18 protein-coding genes and 1 pseudogene are annotated in these 22,498 nt (G+C 67.5%); 14 read left to right on the forward strand and 5 right to left on the reverse strand.

The genetic code is table 11. The features are described from left to right. The first annotated feature begins 1 nt into the window (after position 1). From ACN267_RS25735 to gap, 9 genes are all read left to right on the forward strand, one after another. Positions 2–1,153 (forward strand): serine hydrolase domain-containing protein, encoded by a 1,152-nt coding sequence (locus tag ACN267_RS25735; RefSeq protein ID WP_421489831.1) that lies wholly within the window; start codon positions 2–4, stop codon positions 1,151–1,153. Further along, on the forward strand, positions 1,150–2,049 hold the full coding sequence (locus tag ACN267_RS25740) for a diiron oxygenase (protein WP_421489832.1): 900 nt from the start codon (positions 1,150–1,152) through the stop codon (positions 2,047–2,049). Before ACN267_RS25735 ends, ACN267_RS25740 begins: the two co-directional genes overlap by 4 nt. Next, positions 2,046–2,897 carry a hypothetical protein gene (locus tag ACN267_RS25745; protein ID WP_421489833.1) on the forward strand — a complete coding sequence of 284 codons (852 nt, stop codon included), beginning with the start codon at positions 2,046–2,048 and terminating at the stop codon, positions 2,895–2,897. Before ACN267_RS25740 ends, ACN267_RS25745 begins: the two co-directional genes overlap by 4 nt. 78 nt (positions 2,898–2,975) lie before the next feature. Next, complete coding sequence (locus ACN267_RS25750) at positions 2,976–3,221, forward strand: hypothetical protein (protein ID WP_204961871.1); 246 nt, start codon at positions 2,976–2,978, stop codon at positions 3,219–3,221. 12 nt (positions 3,222–3,233) lie between these two features. Next, positions 3,234–4,052 carry an SAM-dependent methyltransferase gene (locus ACN267_RS25755; protein ID WP_204961870.1) on the forward strand — a complete coding sequence of 273 codons (819 nt, stop codon included), beginning with the start codon at positions 3,234–3,236 and terminating at the stop codon, positions 4,050–4,052. Between the two features lie 79 nt (positions 4,053–4,131). Further along, positions 4,132–5,352 carry an MFS transporter gene (locus ACN267_RS25760; protein ID WP_421489834.1) on the forward strand — a complete coding sequence of 407 codons (1,221 nt, stop codon included), beginning with the start codon at positions 4,132–4,134 and terminating at the stop codon, positions 5,350–5,352. Between the two features lie 18 nt (positions 5,353–5,370). Continuing rightward, positions 5,371–6,171, forward strand: a complete 801-nt coding sequence (locus tag ACN267_RS25765; protein WP_421489835.1) for an alpha/beta fold hydrolase — start codon at positions 5,371–5,373, stop codon at positions 6,169–6,171. Positions 6,172–6,319: 148 nt separating this feature from the next. Beyond that, a complete protein-coding gene (locus tag ACN267_RS25770) occupies positions 6,320–6,904 on the forward strand; it encodes a TetR/AcrR family transcriptional regulator (RefSeq protein ID WP_421489836.1) in 585 nt (194 codons plus the stop codon). Between the two features lie 4 nt (positions 6,905–6,908). Further along, positions 6,909–7,919: a type I glyceraldehyde-3-phosphate dehydrogenase gene (gap, locus tag ACN267_RS25775; RefSeq protein ID WP_421489837.1), complete on the forward strand. Its 1,011-nt coding sequence runs from the start codon at positions 6,909–6,911 to the stop codon at positions 7,917–7,919. 200 nt (positions 7,920–8,119) lie between these two features. On the opposite strand, the gene ACN267_RS25780 is transcribed toward gap, so the two are convergent. Continuing rightward, a complete protein-coding gene (locus ACN267_RS25780; protein ID WP_421489838.1) occupies positions 8,120–9,055 on the reverse strand; it encodes an NYN domain-containing protein in 936 nt (311 codons plus the stop codon). 313 nt (positions 9,056–9,368) lie between these two features. Beyond that, entirely contained in the window at positions 9,369–9,776 is a 408-nt protein-coding gene (locus ACN267_RS25785) for a PaaI family thioesterase (RefSeq protein WP_204961864.1), read from the reverse strand. A gap of 149 nt (positions 9,777–9,925) precedes the next feature. Here ACN267_RS25785 and ACN267_RS25790 point away from each other — a divergent pair, with 149 nt between their 5' ends. Continuing rightward, positions 9,926–11,071 carry an aromatic ring-hydroxylating oxygenase subunit alpha gene (locus tag ACN267_RS25790; RefSeq protein WP_421489839.1) on the forward strand — a complete coding sequence of 382 codons (1,146 nt, stop codon included), beginning with the start codon at positions 9,926–9,928 and terminating at the stop codon, positions 11,069–11,071. Between the two features lie 158 nt (positions 11,072–11,229). Here ACN267_RS25790 and ACN267_RS25795 read toward each other — a convergent pair whose 3' ends face one another. Further along, a complete protein-coding gene (locus ACN267_RS25795; RefSeq protein WP_421489840.1) occupies positions 11,230–11,823 on the reverse strand; it encodes a TetR/AcrR family transcriptional regulator in 594 nt (197 codons plus the stop codon). A gap of 105 nt (positions 11,824–11,928) precedes the next feature. Between ACN267_RS25795 and ACN267_RS25800 the strand changes: the two genes are divergently transcribed. The 3 genes and pseudogenes from ACN267_RS25800 to leuS all read left to right on the forward strand — a co-directional run bounded on the left by ACN267_RS25800 (position 11,929) and on the right by leuS (position 15,184). Beyond that, positions 11,929–12,303 (forward strand): VOC family protein, encoded by a 375-nt coding sequence (locus tag ACN267_RS25800; protein WP_204961861.1) that lies wholly within the window; start codon positions 11,929–11,931, stop codon positions 12,301–12,303. Between the two features lie 206 nt (positions 12,304–12,509). Then, positions 12,510–12,608, forward strand: a pseudogene (locus ACN267_RS25805) (IS5/IS1182 family transposase); the annotation flags it as partial. Between the two features lie 110 nt (positions 12,609–12,718). Continuing rightward, complete coding sequence (gene leuS, locus ACN267_RS25810) at positions 12,719–15,184, forward strand: leucine--tRNA ligase (RefSeq protein WP_421489841.1); 2,466 nt, start codon at positions 12,719–12,721, stop codon at positions 15,182–15,184. 134 nt (positions 15,185–15,318) lie between these two features. Here the strand turns inward: leuS and ACN267_RS25815 are convergent, their stop codons facing one another. Further along, positions 15,319–18,624, reverse strand: a complete 3,306-nt coding sequence (locus ACN267_RS25815) for a non-ribosomal peptide synthetase (protein WP_421489842.1) — start codon at positions 18,622–18,624, stop codon at positions 15,319–15,321. 845 nt (positions 18,625–19,469) lie between these two features. On the opposite strand from ACN267_RS25815, the gene ACN267_RS25820 reads away from it, so the two are divergent. Then, on the forward strand, positions 19,470–21,569 hold the full coding sequence (locus tag ACN267_RS25820; protein ID WP_204961858.1) for a BTAD domain-containing putative transcriptional regulator: 2,100 nt from the start codon (positions 19,470–19,472) through the stop codon (positions 21,567–21,569). Here ACN267_RS25820 and ACN267_RS25825 read toward each other — a convergent pair. Further along, positions 21,493–22,344 carry an alpha/beta fold hydrolase gene (locus ACN267_RS25825; protein WP_204961857.1) on the reverse strand — a complete coding sequence of 284 codons (852 nt, stop codon included), beginning with the start codon at positions 22,342–22,344 and terminating at the stop codon, positions 21,493–21,495. The two genes, ACN267_RS25820 and ACN267_RS25825, sit on opposite strands and share 77 nt — an antisense overlap. Positions 22,345–22,498 lie beyond the last annotated feature (154 nt).

The raw sequence follows: 22,498 nt of genomic DNA on the forward strand, positions 1-22,498 counted from the left end.
TTTGGAACACATCGTCGGCACCCACACCGAAGAGTTCCTCCCGTTGGCTGAGGAGTTCGACCGGATCCACCGTGAAGGGCTGGACTCCCACAGCGAGCTCTGCGTGTACGTGGACGGCGAGGAGCGGGTCCGGCTGCGCTCCGCGCAGCGCACACACGACCAGGTGCAGAACGTACGCTCGGTCAGCAAGGCCCTGCTTGCCGTCATCACGCACGCGCTGCACGAGCGGGGCGCGATCGACATCGATTCCCCGATGGCCGAGGTCTGGCCGGAGTTCGCCGCGGCCGGCAAGACCTCGCTGACGCTGGCCACCTTCCTCGCTCACCAGGCGGGTCTGGTAGGCGTCGATCGTCGGCTCTCCGTCGATGACGTGCTCGACTGGTATCCGGCCGTTGATGCCCTCGCGGCGCAGCGCCCCTACTGGGAGCCGGGAACCGACCACGGCTACCACGACCTGACCTTCGGGTGGGGCGTCGGCGAATTCCTGCGGCGGGCCACGGGCAAGCGTGTGGACGAGCTCTTCCAGGAGCACTTCCGCGAGCGGCTCGGTGCCGAGGTTCGCATCGGCATCAACGACCTGACTCGCTTCGCACCGTTCCGCCAGACACAGCCGACCGGCACCAGCACCGCCGCGGACATCCTGGCCCTGCTCGGCGACCGCACCTCGTTGTTGAGCCGCTCCCAGCGCAACCCGAACCTGACGGGTGTGGAGAACTCTCTGCGGTACCTGGGCGCCGAGGTGCCCGCCTGCAACGCTGTCTCCTCCGCAAGCGCACTTGCGAGGATCCTCGCCGCCACGATCGGCACCGTCGACGGCGTACGCCTGTGGAACGAGTCGACCCTGCGACGCGCCACCCGGCTACGGCGGCGCGGGCCGGACCGGGTCTTCGCCCGGGAGCGCGCGTACGCGCTCGGGTTCATGTTGCCTGACCCCCACCTACCGCAGGCGGGTCTGACGGTCGACTCGTTCGGTCACTACGGGCAGGACTGTGCGCTGGTCTTCGCCGTGCCGGCCGAGAACCTGGCCTTCGCGTACACGACCACTCAGCTCAACCGCCGAATCGACCAGTACACGAGGACCGACGACCGCATGGACCGGCTGGGCCGGCTGGCCCTGGAATCGGCAAGAACCAGGAGGGTATGTCGATCATGACGTCTACGCTCATCGACACCAGCGAGCGGCTCCGAGAAGTCCTGAACCGGCTCAGCTTGAAGTCTGTCGAGGACTACTACAACCCCTACCAGATGTTCGAGTGGCCACAAGCACTCCCGGAGCGTGCGTGGTGGATGAGTCCCGAGCTGACGACCACGTACGACACGGAGGTCGCGCGCGAGCTGAGCGAGGAACAGCTGTACCGGCTCTCGAAGTACGAGAGTCTCAACTTCTACAGCCTCAACGTGCACGGGATCCGCGAGTTGCTCATCGAGGTCACCCGCCGGATACACACCGTCGAGTTCGCTACGCCGTCGGAGTTCTTCCACCATTTCATCGGTGAAGAGAACGAGCATATGTGGTTCTTCGCCCAGTTCTGCCTGCGCTATGGCGGCAAGCTCTACAAGCAGCCGCGTGGTGGTGCCGAGACCATTCCGCCGAGCGACGCGGCGAGTCTGCTCGTCTTCGCCCGCATCCTGATCTTCGAGGAACTGGTGGACCACTTCAACGCCAAGATGGCGCTCGACGACCGCCTGGACGTCACCATTCGGAAGATCAACCAGATTCACCACCAAGACGAGTCCCGCCACATCGCGTTCGGGCGGGAGTTGGTCCGGCTGCTCTTCGACGGGTTCCGCGAGCGGGCTACGCCGGAGGAACTGGCCCAGGTCGCCGACTACCTGAGCCGCTACCTGACCTACAGTTTCGAGTCGCTGTACAACCCGCAGGTCTACAAGGACGCAGGCATCCCCAACCCCCTGGAGGTACGGCGACGCTTGCTCGACGACCCGCGTCGGGCTGAGTTCGAGGCGCAGGTGTTCCGCAAGACCAACTCGTTCCTGACCCGGCACGGACTCGTCGCGGTCGGCGCGGCGGGAACCGGGGCCGTCCGATGAGCGACGCGGGGTGCCACCGGATCACCGGCGGCCGGGCCATCCTGGGGCCTGCCGAGACCGCCCTGCTGCGGCTGCTGGACGACACCTTCCGCGGCTGGGCGACGGAGGAGGGTGGCCTCGAGCTCTCCGCGCCGCCGGTCTATGCCGTGGACGAGCTGGCGAACTTCGACGTCTACACCAACTTTCCGCATCTCGCGCTGGTCGCCGGCGGCCTGCGCGCACCGGTTTCCGGTCCCGACGGTGACCACTTCGCAGCCGACCAGGTCGCCCCTGCCCGGCTTGGGCTGTCCACGGCGACCTGCTTCGGCGCGTACCTCTACTTCCAGGACCGAATCGTGCCGGCGGACACCCTGGTGACGCTCGTCAACCGCTGCTTTCGCAGCGAGGAGCACTTCGATGGCCTACGTCGCCTACTCACCTTCCAGATGCGCGAGATCGTTGCGCTCGGGTCGTATCAGCACACGCAGGAGGTGATCGCCCGTTACCGGAGCAGAATCGAGAAACTGCTCGGCGAGCTTTCGCTGGAGTTCACCGTGGACGCTGCTTCCGACCCCTTCTTCGAGAAGGGCGGCGCTCGCGCCCTGCTCCAGCGGATGCAGCCGGTGAAGTACGAGTTCAGCGTCGACGGCCTCGCGATCGCCTCGGTCAATACGCATCGCAACTTCTTCGGCGAGCGCTGCCGCATCGGCATCGACCTGCCGGATGGCACGACCGGGAGCACGGCCTTCACCGGCTGCGTCGCTTTCGGGCTGGAGCGGTGGGTGAGCGTGCTGACCGATCGGTATAGGTCGGCCGGTCGCGCACACGAGATGGTCGAACGGACGATTCGTGAGCGGCAGTCCGTCTAGCGCCCTGCGGATCGATATGGACATCGTGCTGATCGTCGGTGGCCGCCGCCATGTCGACAGGTGAAGGGAATCTCGGAGATGACCCAGCAGACAACGACCCCGATCAACCGGATCAAGGAATGGATCCTCGCCAAGCACGAGGACCGCGTCGAACTCGCCGCCGACGAGGATCTGATCGACAATCGCCTCGTCGACTCGCTGTCGTTCGTCGAGTTCGTCTTTCTCATCTCGGAGGTAAGCGGTATCGAGATCGACATGGACACGCTCGACATCGGTGAGGTTCGCACCCTCTCCGCCATCCAGAAGCATTTCCTGGCCGCATAGAAAGGTGAACCGGTGGACCAGATCTCCTACACCGCCCAATGGACCGCCGCCGCCCGCGCACAGGAGACGGAGCGGCCCGACGGCATCGTCCGCGACGAGTACGCCCGGCAGTTGGCCGAGCCGCGCGGTTTCGAACTGCTCGAACACTACCGGGGCGCCGGGGTGGTCGACTTCGTCGCCGTGCGCACCCGCTACATCGATGACGCGCTCGTACGCCTACTCGCCGAAACCGGCATCCAGCAGGTCGTTATGCTCGCCAACGGCATGGACGTTCGCACCCACCGCCTCAGGTGGCCGCCCGGCGTCACGGTGTACGAGGTCGACCACGATGCCCTGCTCGACGAGAAACAGCGGCGCCTGGCCGAGCTCGACGCCGAGCCGCAGGTGAACATCGTGTCGATCGGGGCCGATCTGGCCGGCGACTGGCTGACGGTGCTGACGTCGGCAGGGTTCGTGCCCGACGAGCGTACGTTGTGGATCGCCGAAGGGCTGATCTTCTTCCTCACCGAGGCGCAGGCTGGGCGGCTGCTCAGGGGGGTGGCCGGCGCGAGCCAGCCGGGCAGCCGCCTGGTTCTCGATCTGGCCAGCGCAGCGCTGCTGCGCCACCCGATGACCCAGTCGTTCCTGCAGCGTCTGCGCGACGATGGCACGCCATGGCAGTTCGGCACCGACCATCCGGCGGAGTTTCTGGCCGCGCACGGCTGGACCGTCCGGGACCTGCGGCAGCCGGGCGAGCCGGGCGCCGGCGAAGGGCGTTGGCCGTACCCGGTCGCGCCGCGCGAGGCACGCGGCGTCCCACGGAGCTGGCTGGTCAGCGCCGATCTTTCCTGAACGTCTTTCCCGCTGGCCTCGAAACGGCGCGACCCCGAATCTCAGAAAATGACGTTACTTCGCTGAATATGGTAGTGAGATGACCAAGTCTGGAAATAGATCCGGTGGCCTGCCCTGGCAGGCGCGCATGCTGGTTCTGACGCTCGGCACGTTCGTCGTCGGAACCGATGGATTCATCATCGTCGGCCTCTTGCCGGAAATCCACCAAACGCTGGGGATCAGCATTGCGGCGGCCGGCCAGATGGTGAGCGCCTTCGCCATCGCGTACGCGCTTCTGGGCCCGGTCCTCGCCGTACTGACCGGGCGCTGGCCGCGTCGCCGGACCCTGGTGACCGGGATCGCGCTGCTCGCCGTCGGCAACGCCGTGACCGCCTCGGCGCACGCGTACTGGCTGGTCCTCGCGTCACGTGTGCTCGCCGGATGCGGTGCGGCGCTTTTCGTGGCGAGTGCCGTGGCGACCGCGGCGTTCCTCGCCGGCGAGGAACGCCGCGGTCGAGCGATCTCGATGGTGACCGCCGGGGCCACCCTGTCGCTGGTGCTCGGTGCGCCGCTGGGCACGCTCATCGGTGGGGCGTGGGGCTGGCAGCGGGCGATCTGGTTCGTCGCCGGGGTCGCCGCAGTCGTCGCGGTCGTACTCAGCTTCCTGGTTCCGGCGATCGAGCCCGACCGGAGCGCGTCCCTGCGACAGCGCCTCACGCCGCTGACCGACGGGCGGGTGCTGCGGATCCTGGTCGTTACACTGCTCGCGTTCATCGGGGTCTTCCTGCCCTTCACCTACATGAGCGCCGTCTTCGCGCCGGCCCTCGACGGCCACGAATCCCGGCTCGCCCTGCTGCTACTGGTGTTCGGCGTCGCCGCGACGGCCGGCAACCTCACGGCGGGGTGGCTGGCCGACCGGTACGGCCCGCGCCAGGTCGTCATCGGTGCCACCGTGGGCATCGCTGTGGTGTGCCTGCTGATGCTCGCGGTCCGAGACCAGTTCCTCCTCGTGGTGGTCGCCGAGGCGCTCAGCGGCGTCGTGTCTTACTCGGTCATCGGGCCACAGCAGTACCGCATCATCGCGTTCGCGCCGCCCGGCGGGGCACCGTTGGTCACCTCGCTCAACACCTCGACCGGCTATCTCGGCCAGTTCCTGTCCGGCGTCATCGGCGCGGGTCTGATCTCCACCACCGGCGCCGCCACCTTGTTGCCAGCCGCAGCGGGCTTCGCGGGGCTGGCCGCGCTGCTCACGTGGGCGCTGTCCCGGCCGCGATGGGAGGCCGCCGCCGAACCCGGGGCAGTCGCCACCGCCGCGAAGTAGACAACGAGAGGAAAGCGCATGTTGAGCATCACGACGCAACGCAGTGTCGACGTCGCGGGTATCCCGGTTGGCTACCACGTCGCCGGGGAGGGACCGGGCCCGGAGCTCGTCCTTGTGCACGGTGGCACCGGGCACCCGGAAACCAGTTTCGCCAGCCTGCTGGAGCACTTCACCGGGCACCGTCGGACGATCGTGCCGGGTTACTCGGGCAGCAACCTCACCCCGCTCCCCCCGCACGAGCTCACCGTCGACATGCTGGTCGACCAGGTGGCGGGGGCGCTCGAGGCCGGTGCAGAAGGCCCGGCGGACGTCTTTGGAATCTCCACGGGCGCCGTCGTCGCCGCCGCGTTGGCCGGCAAACGGCCGGATCTCGTACGCCGGGCGGTCCTGCTGGGCGGGTTCGAGCACTTCCGCCAGCCCTGGCAGCGGCTGCTCATGCGTACCTGGCTGAGTCTGGCCAAGCTTGACGGGAATGCCTTCGCCGAGTTCACCCTCCTACACGTCGTCTCGGACACGTTCATCGATTCGATGAGCCCCGGCGAGCGGCTGCGGCTACGGTCGGGCCTGATGCCGTCGGAGGGCCTGGTCGCCCTGCTGGAGCTGATCAACAGGCTGGACATCAGCGAGCACGTACGCAACATCAGGTGCCCCACGCTTGTCGTTGGTATGCGGCAGGACCAGCTCGTGCCCGTCCGCTACGCCCGCGAGTTCCGCGACGCCATCGCAGGTAGCGAGTACGTAGAGCTGGACTGCGGGCACGCCGCAGCCATGGAGAGGCCGGCAGAGCTCCTCAAGATCATCGAAGAGTTCCTCGCCTGACTCCGGGTGCTGTCCGGTTGGCGTGTAGGGACGCGCGGACCCCCGGCTGGCGCAACCGCATGGGCCTGACCGCCCTGGCTGGTCAGCGACGACGACTCCGTCGGGCCGTTCCGGAGCATGTGTACCTACTAGTAGGTACACTGGTCCGGTGGGTTCGAGAAAGCTCCTGGTCGACACGATGAGTGAACTCATGTGGGAGCGCGGCTACTCCGACACCAGCCCGCGCGACGTGCGCGAACGGTCGGGCGTCGGCCAGGGCAGCATGTACCACCACTTCCCGACCAAGCGGGACCTAGCGCTCGCCGCGCTTGAGCGTAACGTCGACGACCTGGTGCCGGCGGGGTCCGAACTCGACGGCCCGGGCGACCCGATGGCCCGGATCGAGGCGTACCTGATGCGCCCACGCGACGTCCTCAAGGGCTGCAAGGTCGGCCGGATGACCCAGGATCCGCAGGTCCGGGAGGACCCGGTGCTACTTGCCCCGGTGTCGCGCGCGTTCGCTCAGGCACACGCCAACCTGGTCGGCGTGCTGCGGGAAGCGATCGCCGCCCGCGAACTGCGGGACGACCTCAACCCCGAGCAACTCGCCCACACCCTGATGGCCGTCCTGCAGGGCGGGTACGTGCTCGCTATCGCCCAGCAGGATCCGGGCCCGTTCGACGACGCCCGCGCCGGTGCCATCGACCTGCTCCGGGCCGCGTCGCCTTCCGTGCTCAACCAAGAGAGGAACTGAAGCCATGACGGTACGCATCGGCATCAACGGGTTCGGACGGATCGGGCGTAGCTATCTGCGCGCTGCCCTGGCGAACAACGCCGACGTCGAGGTGGTCGCGGTCAACGACCTCACCGACGCCCGTACGCTGGCTGCACTGCTCGAGTGGGACTCGGTTTCCGGCCACCTCGACGATGTCGCCTTCGACGGCGACGCGATAGTTGTTCAAGGCACGCGCATCAGGGTTTTCGCACAGTCCGATCCGGCCGCCATCCCCTGGGGCGAGGTGGGTGCCGACGTCGTCGTCGAGTCCACCGGCCACTTCACCGACGGCTCCGCTGCGGCAGCCCACCTCAAAGGGGGCGCGAGGAAGGTCATCATCTCGGCCCCGGCCAAGGGGGACGTTCCCACGATCGTGCTCGGGGTGAACGACGACAGGCTCGATCCGGAAGGCCACGACGTCTTCTCCAACGGTTCGTGCACCACGAACTCGCTTGCGCCGTTGGCGAAGGTGCTCAACGACTCGTTCGGCATCGAATCAGGGCTGATGACGACGGTCCACGCCTACACTAGCGACCAGCGGCTCCACGATGGCCCGCACTCCGATCTTCGCCGGGCCCGCGCAGCAGCCCTGTCGATCGTTCCCACGTCGTCGGGTGCGGCGAAGGCTATCGGAAAGGTCATCCCGGAACTCGACGGGCGTCTCACCGGGGCCGCTCTACGCGTCCCCATTCCGGCGGGCTCAGTCACCGATCTCACCGTGGTCCTCCGTCGGAGTGCCGATGTCGAGGAGGTCAACGCGGCGTTCCGCGAGGCGGCCAACTCCCCGCGGCTACGGCACTACCTTCAGTACTCCGAGGCGCCGCTGGTTTCGGCGGACATCGTCGGCAACCCCTGCTCGTCCATCTTCGACGCGCCGCTGACGGCGGTCGTCGGCAACCAGGTCAAGGTGTGTGGCTGGTACGACAACGAGTGGGCATTCTCCAACCGTCTCGTCGAATTCTCCGAGCGGATCGCCGCGACCGCAGTGGCCTGACGCCGAAGACCACACGACGTCAGATCGGCAGGGAGGCAATTGATCGAGGCTGTGAGCCAGGCATCTGGTCTGTCGTCGCCAGGTGGTGAGGTTCCCCGGTTTACCGGACGCTCCGCGGGACCTGGACCGGCACCTGCCTCACCTGCCACCAACCCGTGAAACCCTTGCACCGCAACAAACGCCTCAGAATCTAACAACCGCTACCAGGCATGGTCATACTGCTCCCAAAACCGTGTCCGAAGCTGGTGTCGCACGGCTTCACTCAGATCGACTTCACCGAGCCGTTCCGACAGGTCGGTCAGTAGGGCTTTGTCGATGTCGCGTGGGATCGATGGTTTGCCGGCGGTGAGTTCCGCCAGGGCCTCCGGCGTGGCGGAACTGCGGAAAGTCGTCAGGACGTTGGTGACGACCGAGCCGATCTGTTCGGCGAGGTCAGGAGGATCCTCGTGATTCGTCGTGCCCGTCCTGACATCCAGGGTCCCGCTGGCGGCGGGCGCGGACGACAGGTGGGGTGCTGGTGAGCCGTCCTGTGCGGTGAAGTCCGTCAACGGGGCCTTGGCGCGCTGGTGCCCGCCCAGCGACACCGCCATCGGTGACGGCACCGCCGAGGGTGTCTCCATCTTCGTCACGGCGGTGCCGATGGCGTCCGGGAATATGATCTTGAGCCCGTCGGCCGCCCGGATCAGATGCCGGCTGATGCCATGGGGCCGGTCCTGCCCGTTGGGGACGGCGAGCAGGATGACCTGTACCCCGTGTACCTGGGCCTCCTCCACGGCCTCGGTCAGATCATCGTCGCCCGAGACGAGGACGAAGACGTCCGCAACCCCGTTGCGTGCGTGCATCACCAGGTCGAGCCCAATGCGCAGGTCGACGCCCTTCTGCTGGCCGTCCACGCCGAACCGGCCGAGCCGCAGCTTGACGTTGGGCAGTTCACCGATGAACTGCTGCGAGCCGTCGGGTACACCGTCTCTCGCGGAGTCGTACCAGTGCACGCGCAACATCGGCAGCTCCGACAGCGCCTCGGACTGCTGGACGAGCGCGTCGATCAGTGACTCGTAGTCGACCTGAATCCCGTTCCGCAGCGACGTCCCCGTCACCCGGACCGCTGCGGCGCTGAGCAGGTAACCGACGTCCACGTACAGGGAGCATTTAGGCCTCACGACCCACAGGATGCCACCCCCGTGCCGCAACCATCGAGGCCGCAGCCCGGCGGTGCCGCTGCGGTGCCCGCAGGCATGGCATCCGCGATCTTGACATCGTGCCGTCCTGGGGTCGGGGCGTAGCACCACGCATTGATCAAGGACAGGACCAAGCGGACGGCCAAGCCGGCGATGAGGGATCGTTTCAGGAACGACGCCGAGCAGCCGGCCGCCGGCGCTGGCGCAGATGACCAAGCCCCGAGCTGTTGGGCCGCCGCGGTCGTTGGTCTCCGGAACCGTCAGTCGAGAACTACGACCGGGCGGAGACCACCGTGCCCTGGGCGATCGCGCAGAGGGTCTCCTGGTCGTCCTGCACCGAGTAGATCTCGCACTGGCAGACGGCCTGCCGCTTGCCGACGCCCTTGGCCACCGCGCGGCCGACCAGGACCGCACCCGTGGCTGGCTTCAAATAGTTGATCTTGAATTCGGAGGTCAGCGCGTTGCCGCCCAGTGCCAGCCCACCGGCGAAGGTGATCGAGTTGTCGGCCAGGTAGCTGAGCACGCCGCCGTGCACGTACCCGTGCTGCTGCTTGAGCTGGTCGGTGATGGTCACCGACAACTCCGCGCTGGTCTGACCGACCCCGGTGAGCCGCGCGCCGAGGTACTGACTGAACGGCTGCGCGTCGAACACGCTGTGCGCGAACTGCTCGAGATCCATCGTTCCTCCGGACACCGGCCACATTGACAGGGTGCGCTCACCAGCGATAATCGGTGAAAAGTGTGCTGACGACTCCCGATTGGATTCTAACAGGGCACATCGACCCGCCGCCCACCGGCGGCGGGCCCCGGATCTAAGGAACGTGTCTGATGAATCACCAGGAACAGGTAGAAATTATGAAGGGCCTTTTCGCGCTGCGCGAACAGGGCCGCGATCAGGAAATGCTCGGCCGGGTCGTCGAGGTGCCGGTGAGCAACTACACGGACGCCGACATCCTCGACCGCGAACTGGCTGGCGTCTTCCGCGACTACCCTCTGGTGGCCGGGCACGTCTCGAACGTCGCCGAACCGGGTTCCTACCTGTTGAGCGACTGGAACCGGATCCCCTACGTGGTGACCCGCGATCGGCAGGGCCGGCTGCGCGCCTTCCTCAACCAGTGCCGACACCGGGGCGCCCGACTGGTGAAGGGGGACGAGAAGCAACTCAAGGCGTTCGTCTGCCCGTTCCACAACTGGGTGTACGACCTCGACGGCTCGCTACGCTCGATCAGCCGGCAGGAGGACTTCCCCGGCATCGACCCCGACCAGTACGGCCTGAAGGAGTTGCCGGTCACCGAGGCGGGCGGCCTGATCTGGGTGCACCCGGACCCGGCGGGCAACCTCGACCTGCGGGCGTACCTGGGCCGGATGCTGGACGACCTGGTGGAATTCGAGGTCGACCAACTCGTCCGGTATCGGAAGACCAAGGTGGTGAAGAATGCGAACTGGAAACTGCTGATCAAGACCTATCTTGAGGGTTACCACGTCCCGTATCTGCACCGCAGCACCCTGTCGAAGGCATTCCGGAAGGGCGTGCTCTCCTATTTTGAGGACGGTCCGCACATCCGCATGTGCGCCGCCCGGTCGAATATCGAGGAAGCCCTGACGACCGAGCCCGACTCGTGGCGGATCCTCGAATACGCCTCGGTGTACTACGTGCTCTTCCCGAACACCTTCTTCATCATGCACCCGGACTACGTCTCGATCAACATCTTCTGGCCGGAGGCACCGGACCGGACCATCTGGACCCACGAAATGATGTACCGGGCCGCCGACTTCCCGGGCGAGGAGGGACAGGCGGCGCTGGCCAAGCGCTTCGCCTTCACCAACGACGTGGTGTTCGGCGGGGAGGACTTCGCGGTGGCCGAGGACGTCCAGGAGAACCTCCGCTACGGTGCCAACGAGGTGCACACCCTGGGCCTGGCGGAGGGTCTGCTCGCCATCTTCCAGCAGAGCATCGACGACCGCCTGCGCTGAGAAACCGACGGACGGCCCCGACGCGCTGGCGTCGGGGCCGTTCGCACCGCGCTCGCCCGGCCACGGCCGCCCCTGGGGCGGAAGGGCACCGGCGAAACCGCCCCGACCTCGCGAAACCCCCACGAGAGCCGTCGATGAGGGCCTTCGGTACCCGCCCCTTATGCCGGGCGAGGCTGAACGCCGAGAAGGCCGAGGGCATCCTCGACGACGCGCGCGACGAACACCGCGTCGAGTGGCTCGCGGGAGAACCAGCGACGGTAGAACAGCGGGCCGGCGACGGCGGCGGTGACGTCAGCCGGTCCACGGTCCGCAGCGAGCTCACCCCGAGCGCGCGCGCGTTCGGTCACCACACCGAACGGAGCCAGCAACCGGGCATGCAGATCCGCATGGAGCCCGGCCAACTCGGGATCCCGCTCGGCAACATCCACGATAGAGGGAAGAACCGTCGCCCAGCGCGCACTTCGCAGCTGCTCGGCCAGTTCCTCGGTCAAAGCGGTGAGATCGCCGTCGAAGCTGCCGGTGTCGGGAACCGCTGAGGTCGACCCGATCGTCGAGCAGGCCTCAACCAGCAGCGCGGCACGCGACGGCCAGTGGCGGTAGATCGTGGTTTTGGCCACGCCGGAACGTCGTGACACCTCGTCGATGCTGACGCCGCCGATGCCGCCGGACGTCAGCAGCTCGTACGTCTGGGCGAGCACTGCCGCCTTGGATCGCTGGACGCGGACGTCGACGGAGTCCCCGGATCGGGCCACCTTGTGATCTCCCCATCTTTCATGACCGGAAACAGTACGCTACGGTAGCGTAGCGTTTCTGAGGGCTGGATGGTCCGGCTCACCGAAGATAGTCGGGAGAACGCCATGAAGTTCGCCTCGGTCCGTCTCGTTACCGACGACCTGCCCGCCCTGGTCGCTTTCTACGCCGCGCTGACGAACACCGAGCCGGTGACGCCCTTCGGGCCCGACTATGCCGAACTGCACACCGAGGGCGGCATCGTCGCGCTGGCCGACGGCACCGCGGTCAAGCGTTACAACAACGGAGCGGCCGAGGCCGCCGCCAACCGGTCCGCGATCCTCGAATTCGAGGTCGACGACGTCGATGCCGAACGCGCCCGCCTGAGCGAGCAGGTCACCGACTGGGTTCAGGAACCCACCACCCAGCCGTGGGGCAACCGGTCGATGCTCTTGCGCGACCCCGACGGCAACCTCATCAACCTCTATTCCATCGGCCACTGAACGGCCCGGGTAGATGAAATCAGCGGCAACACTCTTCATCGCCGGCGCCACCTCCGGCATCGGACTCGGCCTCGCCGTACGACTGCGGCAACGGGGTAACACCGTCATCGTCGGCGGGCCGCCGCGCCGACCGGCTCGCCGACATCCGCACCGAACGTCTGGACGTCGACACCGTGGTCGGTGCACCACAGTGGCAGTTCCGTCCAATCCTGGTCAAGCTACGCTGCTGCCCACACCGAGCGACCGCGATCATGCAGGCCGTCCTCGTCCTGCACCACGTCGAAGCCGACCGCCACGCACGATGAGAATGACTCATTGACCCTGCTCGTCAGCCCGCCGAGATACTGACCTACAGTGGCATGGGGCGAGCCGTTGCCGATCCGCGTACCCATTGAGCCGTGAGGAGTCAGCGCACGTGGAGGAGAGCTATAACCCCCATGCTTCCGTTGATAGGTGGCAGAAGGTTTGGGCTGATCAGCGCGTCTTCGAGGCGGAAGGGCTCCCCGACGATCGGCCCCGCTCCTATGTGGTGAGCATGTTCCCGTACCCATCGGGCGATCTTCACATGGGCCACGCCGAGGTGTACTCGATCAGTGACGGCATCGCTCGGTTCCTTCGCATGCGAGGGATGAACGTGTTGCATCCCATCGGCTGGGACTCGTTTGGTCTCCCCGCCGAAAACGCGGCATTCAAAAGGAATCTCGACCCGCGCGACTGGACGTATCGCAATATTGAGGTCCAAGCGGAGTCATTTCGTAAGCTGGGCGTATCGTTCGACTGGCGCACTCGCTTTCACACGTCTGACCCCGAGTACTACCGGTGGAACCAGTGGTTGTTCCTGCGTATGTTCGAGCGTGGTCTGGCCTACCGCCGTTCCGCCCCGGTCAACTGGTGCCCGGTGGACCGGACCGTGTTGGCCAACGAACAGGTCGTTGCCGGTTGTTGCGAGCGGTGCGGCAGCCAGGTTGAGACGCGTGACCTGACACAGTGGTTTTTCCGCACGACCGCGTACGCGCAGCGCCTGCTCGACGATATGAGTGAGCTGAAGGAAACCTGGCCGGCGGACGTGCTGGCGATGCAGCGGAACTGGATCGGGCGGTCCGAAGGCGCCCACATCGACTTCGCCATCGTTGGACGTGACGAGCCGGTGCGGGTCTTCACGACCCGCCCGGACACGATCTTTGGAGTTACGTTCTTCGTCGTGGCGGCCGATTCGCCGCTCGCCGACGAGTTGTGCGCGCCGCAGCGACGAGCGGAGTTCGAGGCGTACCGGGCCGGGCTGCGGACGACCTCGGAGGCTGACCGGCTCGCCACCGACCGACCCAAGACGGGGGTCTTCCTCGGCCGCTACGCTATCAATCCGGCCAACGAGGAACAGATTCCGATCTACGCCGCGGACTATGTGCTCGCCAGCTACGGCACCGGGGCGGTCATGGCAGTGCCGGCACACGACCAGCGCGATCTCGATTTCGCCCGGGCGTTGGGACTTCCGGTGCGCGTGGTCGTGGACACCGGGCAGCCCGAACCAGCCGAGACCGGGGCGGCGACCTCCGGCGGCGGCACGCTCGTCCGTTCCCGCCATTTCGACGGCATGTCATCCGACGTCGCAGCGGCGGCGATCGTACGTGAACTCGCCGAGCGGGGCTTCGGCGAACCAGCCGTGACCTACCGGCTGCGCGACTGGCTGCTGTCGCGGCAGCGATACTGGGGGACGCCCATTCCCATCGTCCACTGCGAAAATTGCGGCGAGGTGGCGGTGCCGGACGAAGAGTTGCCGGTCCGGTTGCCAGAGTCCGGTTACCAGTTGCGGTCCGATACCGGGCAGTCGCCGTTGGCCAGCGCGAAGGACTGGGTCGAGGTCGCGTGCCCCAGTTGCGGCCAGCCCGCGCATCGCGACACCGACACGATGGACACTTTCGTCGACTCGTCGTGGTACTTCCTGCGCTATCCCAACCCGCACTACCAGGACGGGCCCTTCGACCCGGCCGGCATCCAACGCTGGTTGCCGGTGCACGAGTACATCGGCGGCAAGGAACACGCCACCGGCCATCTGATGTACGCCCGTTTTCTCACCAAGGTTCTTCACGACCTGGGGCATCTGCCCTTCGTCGAACCGTTCGTAAGGCTCACCAACCAGGGCCAGGTAATCATGAACGGTAAGGCGATGAGCAAGAGCCTCGGCAATCTGGTCAACCTTCAGGATCAGATCGCGCAGTATGGCCCGGACGCGGTCCGGGTGACAATGGTCTTCGCTGGCCCCCCTGAGGAGGACATCGACTGGGCGGACGTGTCACCAACCGGCGCCGTGAAGTGGCTGACCCGGGTGTGGCGGCTGGCTGGCGAGATTGATCCGGCTACCATCGATGCCGATCCAGCTCAGGGTGACAGGGATGTACGTCAGGCAGTCCACCGCCTGATCAACGACGCGACCGCGATGATGGAGAGCAAGCGGCTCAACGTGGCAATCGCCCGCTTGATGGAACTCACCTCGGTGCTACGGCGGGCTGTCGATCGGGGATGCGGACCGGCCGACCCGGCGGTGCGGGAGGGAACCGAGTCCCTGACGCGCATGCTCTCCTGCTTTGCACCGTTCACGGCCGAGGAGGCGTGGGAGCGGCTTGGCCGGCAACCCTCAGTCTGCTGGGCCGGCTGGCCGGAGGCGGATCCGGATCTGGTCGCGACGGAAACCATCACCTGCATCGTCCAGGTGGACGGCAAGTTGCGGGATCGAATTGACGTACCGGTGGATGTTTCCGCGGATGCGCTGCGCAGCCTTGCGCTGGCTTCGCAGAAGGTCCGGCACGTGCTGCAGGGGGCTGCCGTCGCGAATGTCATCGTCCGCCCACCCCGGGTGGTCAATGTGGTGTCCGGACCGCACTGAGTCGGCACCACAGCTCGGCGTGCACGGCGGCATCCGTGTGCGCGGTATGGAGCGAGCCGCTGATGCCCGCCGGACAGCGACCGGGACACTGCTGTGGTCTCACCGCCGAATCAGGGTGTCCCGGGTGCCGTCCCTCATGCCCTGCCGTCGTGGTGGATCGGATTCGCGTCGCCGCTGTCCTCTCCGACCTCGACGAGCAGTCTCGCCACGTCGTGGTCGGAGAGTTGGTCGATCTGTTGAATGAGCCGGGCGACGTCGGTGACCCGGTCGGCTCCACCGGTCTGCCGCACCACCGTCGCGAAGGTCTCCACCGTCGACGCGTCGAACAGGGCCCGGATGGAAAGGTCGACACCGAACATCGCGTTGACCCGGGAGACCACCTGCCCGGCGAGTAACGAGTGACCACCGAGAGCGACGAAGTCGTCATGGACATCGATGTCGCCAGATTGGCCCAGGACCTGGGTCCAGGTGGCGGCGATCACCGCCTCGACGGCGTCTCGGGGATGCTGCCTGACCGTCCGGGTGGTCGTCCGGACGGGGGGCAGCGAATGCCGGTCGATCTTGCCATGCGCCGTGTTCGGCAATTGGTCCAGCGGGACGAAGGTGGAGGGAATCATGTAGTCGGGTAGACGGCTGGCGAGATGCTCGCGCAACGTATCGGTCGCGAGCCCGGCCGCGCCCGGTCCGGTGATGTAGCCGACGAGGCGGGTCTGGCCCTGCTCGTCCTCGTACGGTGTCACCACCGCGTCCTCGATGCCCGGGTGCGCACGGAGCGCGACCTCCACCTCCGCAGCCTCGATCCGGTGCCCCCGGAGCTTGATCTGGTGGTCCAGCCGGCCCAGGAACTCGATGTCCCCGGTGGGCGTGTACCGGACCCGATCGCCCGTGCGGTAGAGACGTCCGCCCGGCACCGGGGAGAAGGGGTCGGGGACGAACCGCTCGGCCGTGTGGCCGGGCCGCCCGAGATAGCCGCGGGCCAGTCCGGCACCGGCGATGTGCAGTTCACCCGGAACCCCGACGGGGGCCGGAAGTAGGTTGTCGTCGAGCACGTAGGTTCGCAGGTTGTCGATCGGACGCCCGATCGGAGGGGGGCGGTCGGGCGACGTACCGGCGCTTGCCGGCGAGACAACGGCCATTGTCGTGACAACGCTGGCTTCGGTCGGACCGTAGTGGTTGACCACCGTGTATCCGCAGTCGGGGCGAGGTCTCCCGCGCAACACGTCTCCCCCGACGAGAAGCGCGCGTAGCGCCAGACCGGAGGGCGGCGGCAACCGCAGGACCTTATCGGCCAGCGGCGTCGGCAGGAAACTGACGGTGATCCGCTGCCGCGCCAGCCAATTGAGCAGCAGGTCCGGCCGCAGCCGGTGCTCGTCGTCGGCAATGTGCAGGGTTGCGCCGGCCGTCAACGTGGGCCAGATCTCCCACACCGACGCGTCGAACCCCACTGCGGCCACCTGTGTGGTGTGGTCACCTGCCGTCAGCCCGTAGCGCCCGACGTGCCATGCCACCAGGTTGCTGAGCCCGGCGTGGGGCACCGCGACACCCTTGGGCCGCCCGGTCGATCCGGAGGTGTACAGGATGTAGGCGAGGTTGGCCGGATCGGGATGCGGACCGGGATCACCTACGGTCGGCGATTCGTCGGCAGACGCGTCCCGGTCGACGTGTAACACCACCCGGTCGGCCGGGTGCGGCAGGTGGTCATCAAGCTCGACTGTGGTTATCACGGCGCGGGCCCCGCTGTCGGTCAGGATCTGTTCCTGCCGCACGACGGGATAGCCGGTGTCCACCGGCACGTATGCTCCGCCGGCCTGAAGGACGGCCAGCAGCGCCACAACCAGGTTCGCAGTGCGCGGCAGACATACCGCCACCGGCACGTCCGGACCCACCCCCACCGTACGAAGGCGCCCGGCGAGCCGGCGGGCGCGCTCAGCGAGCTGCGCGTAGGTCATCGCCTCCCGCCCGTCGATCACGGCGATCGCATCCGGGCAGGTGGCTGTCCGGAGGGCGACGAGTTCCGGGACGGTCTGCACGGGGTGCTCCCGTGCCGTCGCTGTCCACTCCGTGATCTGCCGACGATGTTCCGCTGCGGACAGGATCGACATTTCGTCCAGCGGTCGGCGTGGATCGTCCGTGAGCTTGGCGATCAGCGTCTTCAGGTGTCCCGACCATCGGGCGACGGTGGCGTCGCTGAAGCGGGCCGCCTGATAGTCGATCGTGCCGGACACCCCGTGTGACCCTCGGCGTAGCGTCAGGGCTAGCTCGGACCGGGCGATGACATCGTCGAGATCCAGCGGCCGTACCGTGATTCCGGGAAGCCGGATCGGGTGGGGCCGCTCCGCCGCGATGTCTACCGTCACCGGAAGAATCGGCCAGGTCTCCGACGCTGCGCCCGAGAGTGAGCCGGCGGCCACACCGGCGGAGGTGGACCGAGAGGCCAGCACGTCGGCGGCCAGGTCGACGGCGTCGGCGAGACGTCTGACGCCGGACAGGTCCAGCCGGACCGGTACCGGTCCGGCCAGTCGACCGATCAACGGGGCGTCGCCGGCCTGGTTGCGGCCGTCCACCAGGTATCCGAGCAGAATGTCGCGCTGCCCGTTGAGCCGGCTCAGAAGGATGCAGACCACGGCCAGCAGCACCGCGTCGTGGTCTTCGGGCCGGGCCGCCCCGGGCTCGATCCCCGGACCGGCCGCAGCGGTCAACCGTGTCAGGGTGCCATGCGCGACGCTGAACCTACGTCGCCGACCGGCCGCGTCGGGAATGTCCCGCCGTCGATGGTCGGCGAGCAGCCGGACCGGCTCCGGTGTGCCGGCCGGCCAAGGCTGCCCCTGGTGGGGTGCGGCCGGGCGCGGGGGGACGGCAGCAGTGCCCGGGTGGAGCGTCACGGCGGCGTATTGCACCGGTGGTGGCAGGAGCGTGGCCACGTCGCGCTTCGTCCCCGCTCGGTAGAAGGTCGAGGTCTCCCTACAGATGATGTCCACGGACCGTTCGTCGGCCACCAACCCGTGCATGATCAGCAGTAGACCGTGTCGGTCGGTGCCCAGCCGTACCACCCGGGTCCGCAGAAGTGGCTCGGTGTCGAGGTTGAACGGCTGCCAGGTCGCCTGATGGGCGTGCCGGCGGAGGATCTCCTGCCACGTGCTGCGGGGGCTGCCGGCTTCGTTGATGACGGCGAAGTCGACGACGCTTTCGTCGCAGGCTATGGCGACCGGTGTACCGTCGTCGTGCTCACGAAAGGTGGTGCGCAGTATCGCGTGCCGTCGGACGACGCACCCAACTGCATCACGCAACCGTTCGATATCGAGCGGACCAGACAGCACGTAGCCGCGGAACAGGTGTTCCGCCGGGGATTGCGGAAACAGCCGAAGCTGCCGCCATAACGCTTGGAGGTGGATTGGCAGTCGCCATGTCATCGGCTGGTCGATGTCGCGCCCCTGCCCCACCGTTCCTCCCCTGCGGATCCGTGGCCCCGTTCCCATCATGGAGACCCCCACGCCCGGAAAGTTGACCGGGAAGGGACACGAGCGGCTCCGAACGGACGACTGAAAACACTGCTCATGGCGATCGGTGGCGCATCGGTACGGGCGACTTACGGACTCACTGCCGGTGCCGTACGGGAAAGCGATCCGCTGGTGCCTGAAGGTCAGGGTGAAGGCGTGCGTGGAACCGGGTCGGTGGTCAGCCGGCCAGGACGGTGTTGAGGAGGTCGGCGGCCGTGGGCCTCGGACGGGTACGCCTTGTCGGCCGGCCGGCAGCCTGTCGAGGTGGATCCGTGGTCGGTCTCCACCGGGGCGGGGCGCCGCGGGTGGTGGTCGGATCGCGGCGCTTCCCGTCCCCGGCCGACCAGCTCAGCCCTGTCCCGACAACCGGAGGACCACAAGGGGATCACGCCCACCGCCACGACAGGCGGCCCGCAGGCACGCCCTCGACCTAACCGCATCGAACAACAGCGATCAACAACGCAGGGCCGAAAGCGCCGACCTCAGCGATGAATGATCGAGGTTGGGATTTCGAGACATCCCTTTAGGTCGGTGGGGAGTCTCCTAACGCCCACCGGACCAGTCCGAGTTTACACCGTGCAGAAGGTTATGCCGCCGGCCATCGTCGGAGTGGTAGGAGCTTCCTCTCATTGACATAAGCATAGATCAACTGTAATGTCTGCAACCGAATCAGCAGAGCACGGGGGTAGCAATATGCTGAGCGCATTTCGCCATTATTCGGGCAAATCTGGTTATTCCGAATCTGAATCGCCGATAAAGGGTGTCGGGGCTCGGCGGGGTATCGGCCGATGAGCGCCACCCAACGGCGTGCCGCGGGTTCGCCGGACTCGGTCGGGCAGCGGGTCCGGGCACTGCGACGCCGGGTCGGCCGGACTCAGGAGGAGTTGGCGGCGGAGGCGAGGATCAGCCTCGGGGCCCTGCGTGACCTGGAGCAGGATCGGGTCACCCAGCCACGCGCCAGCACGCTGCGTCGGATCGTGGCCGTGCTGTGCCAGTCCCCGGCGGAAGCGCACGAGTTGATGCGGCTGGGTCAGGGCGATCCGTTGCTCGCCCACCACCTGCTCATCAGGGTGCTCGGGCCGCTGACCGTCGAGGTGGACCGGGTGCCGGTGGACCTCGGCTCGGAGCCGCAACGGATCCTGCTGGGCGCGCTGGCGGCCAGACCCAACACGGTGGTGAGCGTCGAATCGCTGGTGGAACTGATCTGGGGCGCCACCCCGCCGCCAACGGCCGTGGACCTGTTGCGGTCCCAGGTTTCGCGACTGCGGCGTAAGCTGCGGTCCAGCCGCTCTCCGGGGAGCGGCAGCGGTGTGCTGCTCGCCAACCGCGGCGGCTATCTGCTCTCGGTGGAGGACAACCAGATCGACCACCTTGTCTTCGAGAGCGAGCTCGAACGGGCCCGTTGCGATCGGTACGACGGCCAGTTGGAGTCCGCCCTCAAGGCATACCAGCGGGCGATGGCCATGTGGCGCGGAGACCCGCTGGCCGATCTGCCCGTCCTACACCTTGAGCCGCCGGTCGCTGCCCTGGTGCGCCAGCTGCATGCGGCGATCCTCGACTACGCCGACACGGCCGCCGCGATCAACCAGCACGAGCAGGCGTTGCCCCTGCTGTACCGGATGGTCGAGGCCAATGCGCTGCACGAGCCAGCGCACGCGCGGCTCATGGTCGCGCTGGCCGCCACCGGCCAACCGGCCGCCGCTCTCGGCGTCTATTCCGGCCTGCGCGAACGACTCGCCGGTGAGTTGGGCGTCGACCCGGCACCCGATATCCAAAAGGTGTACCAGGCGATCCTGAGCGGCCACACTCCGGGCGAGGACGCGCCCGCCGATCCGCCGTCGCCGATAGAGGTGACGGATCGTGCCGACGACACCACCCTGACCGTACCCACCCAACTGCCACCCGACTCGTTCGGCTTTGTCGGCCGGGCGTCGGCTCTGGCTCAACTCGACGCGATGCTGGAGGCGGCATGTCACCAGACCACGGGGACACCGATCGCGTTGATCTCGGGCACAGCGGGCGTCGGAAAGACCACCCTGGCAGTGCACTGGGCACACCAGGTGGCCCGCCGGTTCCCCGACGGGCAGCTCTACGCGAATCTGGGCGGATTCGGACCGGATGCCACCCCGGCCCAGTCCAGCCATGTACTGGAGAGCTTCATCAGGTCCTTGGACAGCCGAGCGCCGGTGCCGCCGACGCTGGCCGAGCGTACGGTGGCGTTCCGCAGCCTGTTGGCGCGCAGGCGGATGCTCGTCGTGCTCGACAACGCCCGCGACGCGGAGCAGGTCCGCCCGCTCCTGCCCGGCTCTGCCGACTGCTTCATAGTGGTCACCAGCCGGGATTCCCTGCCCGGCATGGCGGTGATCGAGGCGGCGACGCCGTTGCTGGTCGATCTGATGAGCGTGGGGGAGGCGCGGGCCCTGCTGCGCAGCCGGCTCCGCGCCGACCGGCTGGCCGTGGAGCCCGATGCGGCGAACGAGTTGATCGAGCTGTGTGCCCGGCTACCGCTAGCCCTGGCCATCGTGGCTGCCCGAGCCGCCACCAACGCCGACCTGCCCCTTGCCTACCTGGTCGAGGACCTTCGGACGGAACGTGTGCTCGACGCGCTCCGGCACGGCGACGCCGCGACCGATCTGCGTCGGGTGTTCTCCTGGTCGTACCTCGCGCTGGACGGGGCGACCGCCGGCCTGTTCCGGGCCCTGGGCACCCGTCGCGAGCCGGAGATCGGCCTGGCCGACGCGGCCGCCCTCGTCGGCGGCCCGGTCGACCGGATCCGCCAGCACCTCGGCGAGCTGACCCGTGGGCAACTCATCAAGGAGTACCGTCCCCGACGGTACGCACTGCACCGTCTGATGCATGCGTACGCTGCCGAACTCGCGGCGGCGTGACCGGTGCGGGCTCGTCCTCGGAAAGGAAGGCGAGCATGAACTGGTTCACTACGTCCGGTCTTTCCATCGGCAGGTGATGGGAGCCGTTGGGCACCACCCCCAACCGGCCCTCCGGCAGCGCCTGGTACATCGCCGCGGCGTGCGCCACGTCGACGATGTCGTTGTCGCCGATCAGGATCAGGGTTGGTGACCGCACGCCGGCGAGCCGATCCAGGGTCACCCCGGTCGGGGCGCACCACAGCCGCTTCAGCTTGTCGAGCACCACGGCGAAGTGACCGGGACCGTCGGGCGACAACCTCTCGTACGCCTCGGTGTAGGCGGGTATCGCCCTCGCGGTCAGACCGGACATGTATTCCACCGTGCCGGGCCGCAGGCCATCGAGGTTCAGCGCCTGTCCCATGAACACCAGGCGGCGGACCCGCTCGGGCTCACCCATGGCGACCAGGAGCCCGACCAGGGCGCCGTCGCTCCAGCCCACCAGGTGCGCGGTGGAGATGCCGAGCGCATCCATGAACGCTGTCGTGTCGCGAGCCATCATCTCGTACGACAACGGGCCTGGCACGTCCGGCGTACGGCCGTGCCCGCGGCGCTCCGGCACCAGCACGCGGTACTGCGCGGCCAGCGCCACGGTCTGCGGCTGGCACATCTCCGCGGTGCACAGCCCGCCGTGCAGGAACAGCAGCGGCTCGCCGCTGCCGCGCTCCTCGTAGTACGTGCGGACGCCGTTGACGACGACGTAGCCCTCCCGGGTCCCTCCACTCTCCACCCCTGGCATCGGATCTCCAATCCCTCGGAAGTGCAGGCATTGTGCCGCGGGGGCGATCCCGTACCCGGGCGGCCCTCACCCCGTAGGCGCTACAACGGCCGTACCGAACCCGCGTGCGGGCCTGCGTCGCATCACTGATCAGCGTCCCGGCGGTGGCCGGCGC

It is taken from the genome of Micromonospora sp. WMMD734 (assembly GCF_049178975.1).
Lineage (GTDB): Bacteria > Actinomycetota > Actinomycetes > Mycobacteriales > Micromonosporaceae > Micromonospora > Micromonospora wenchangensis.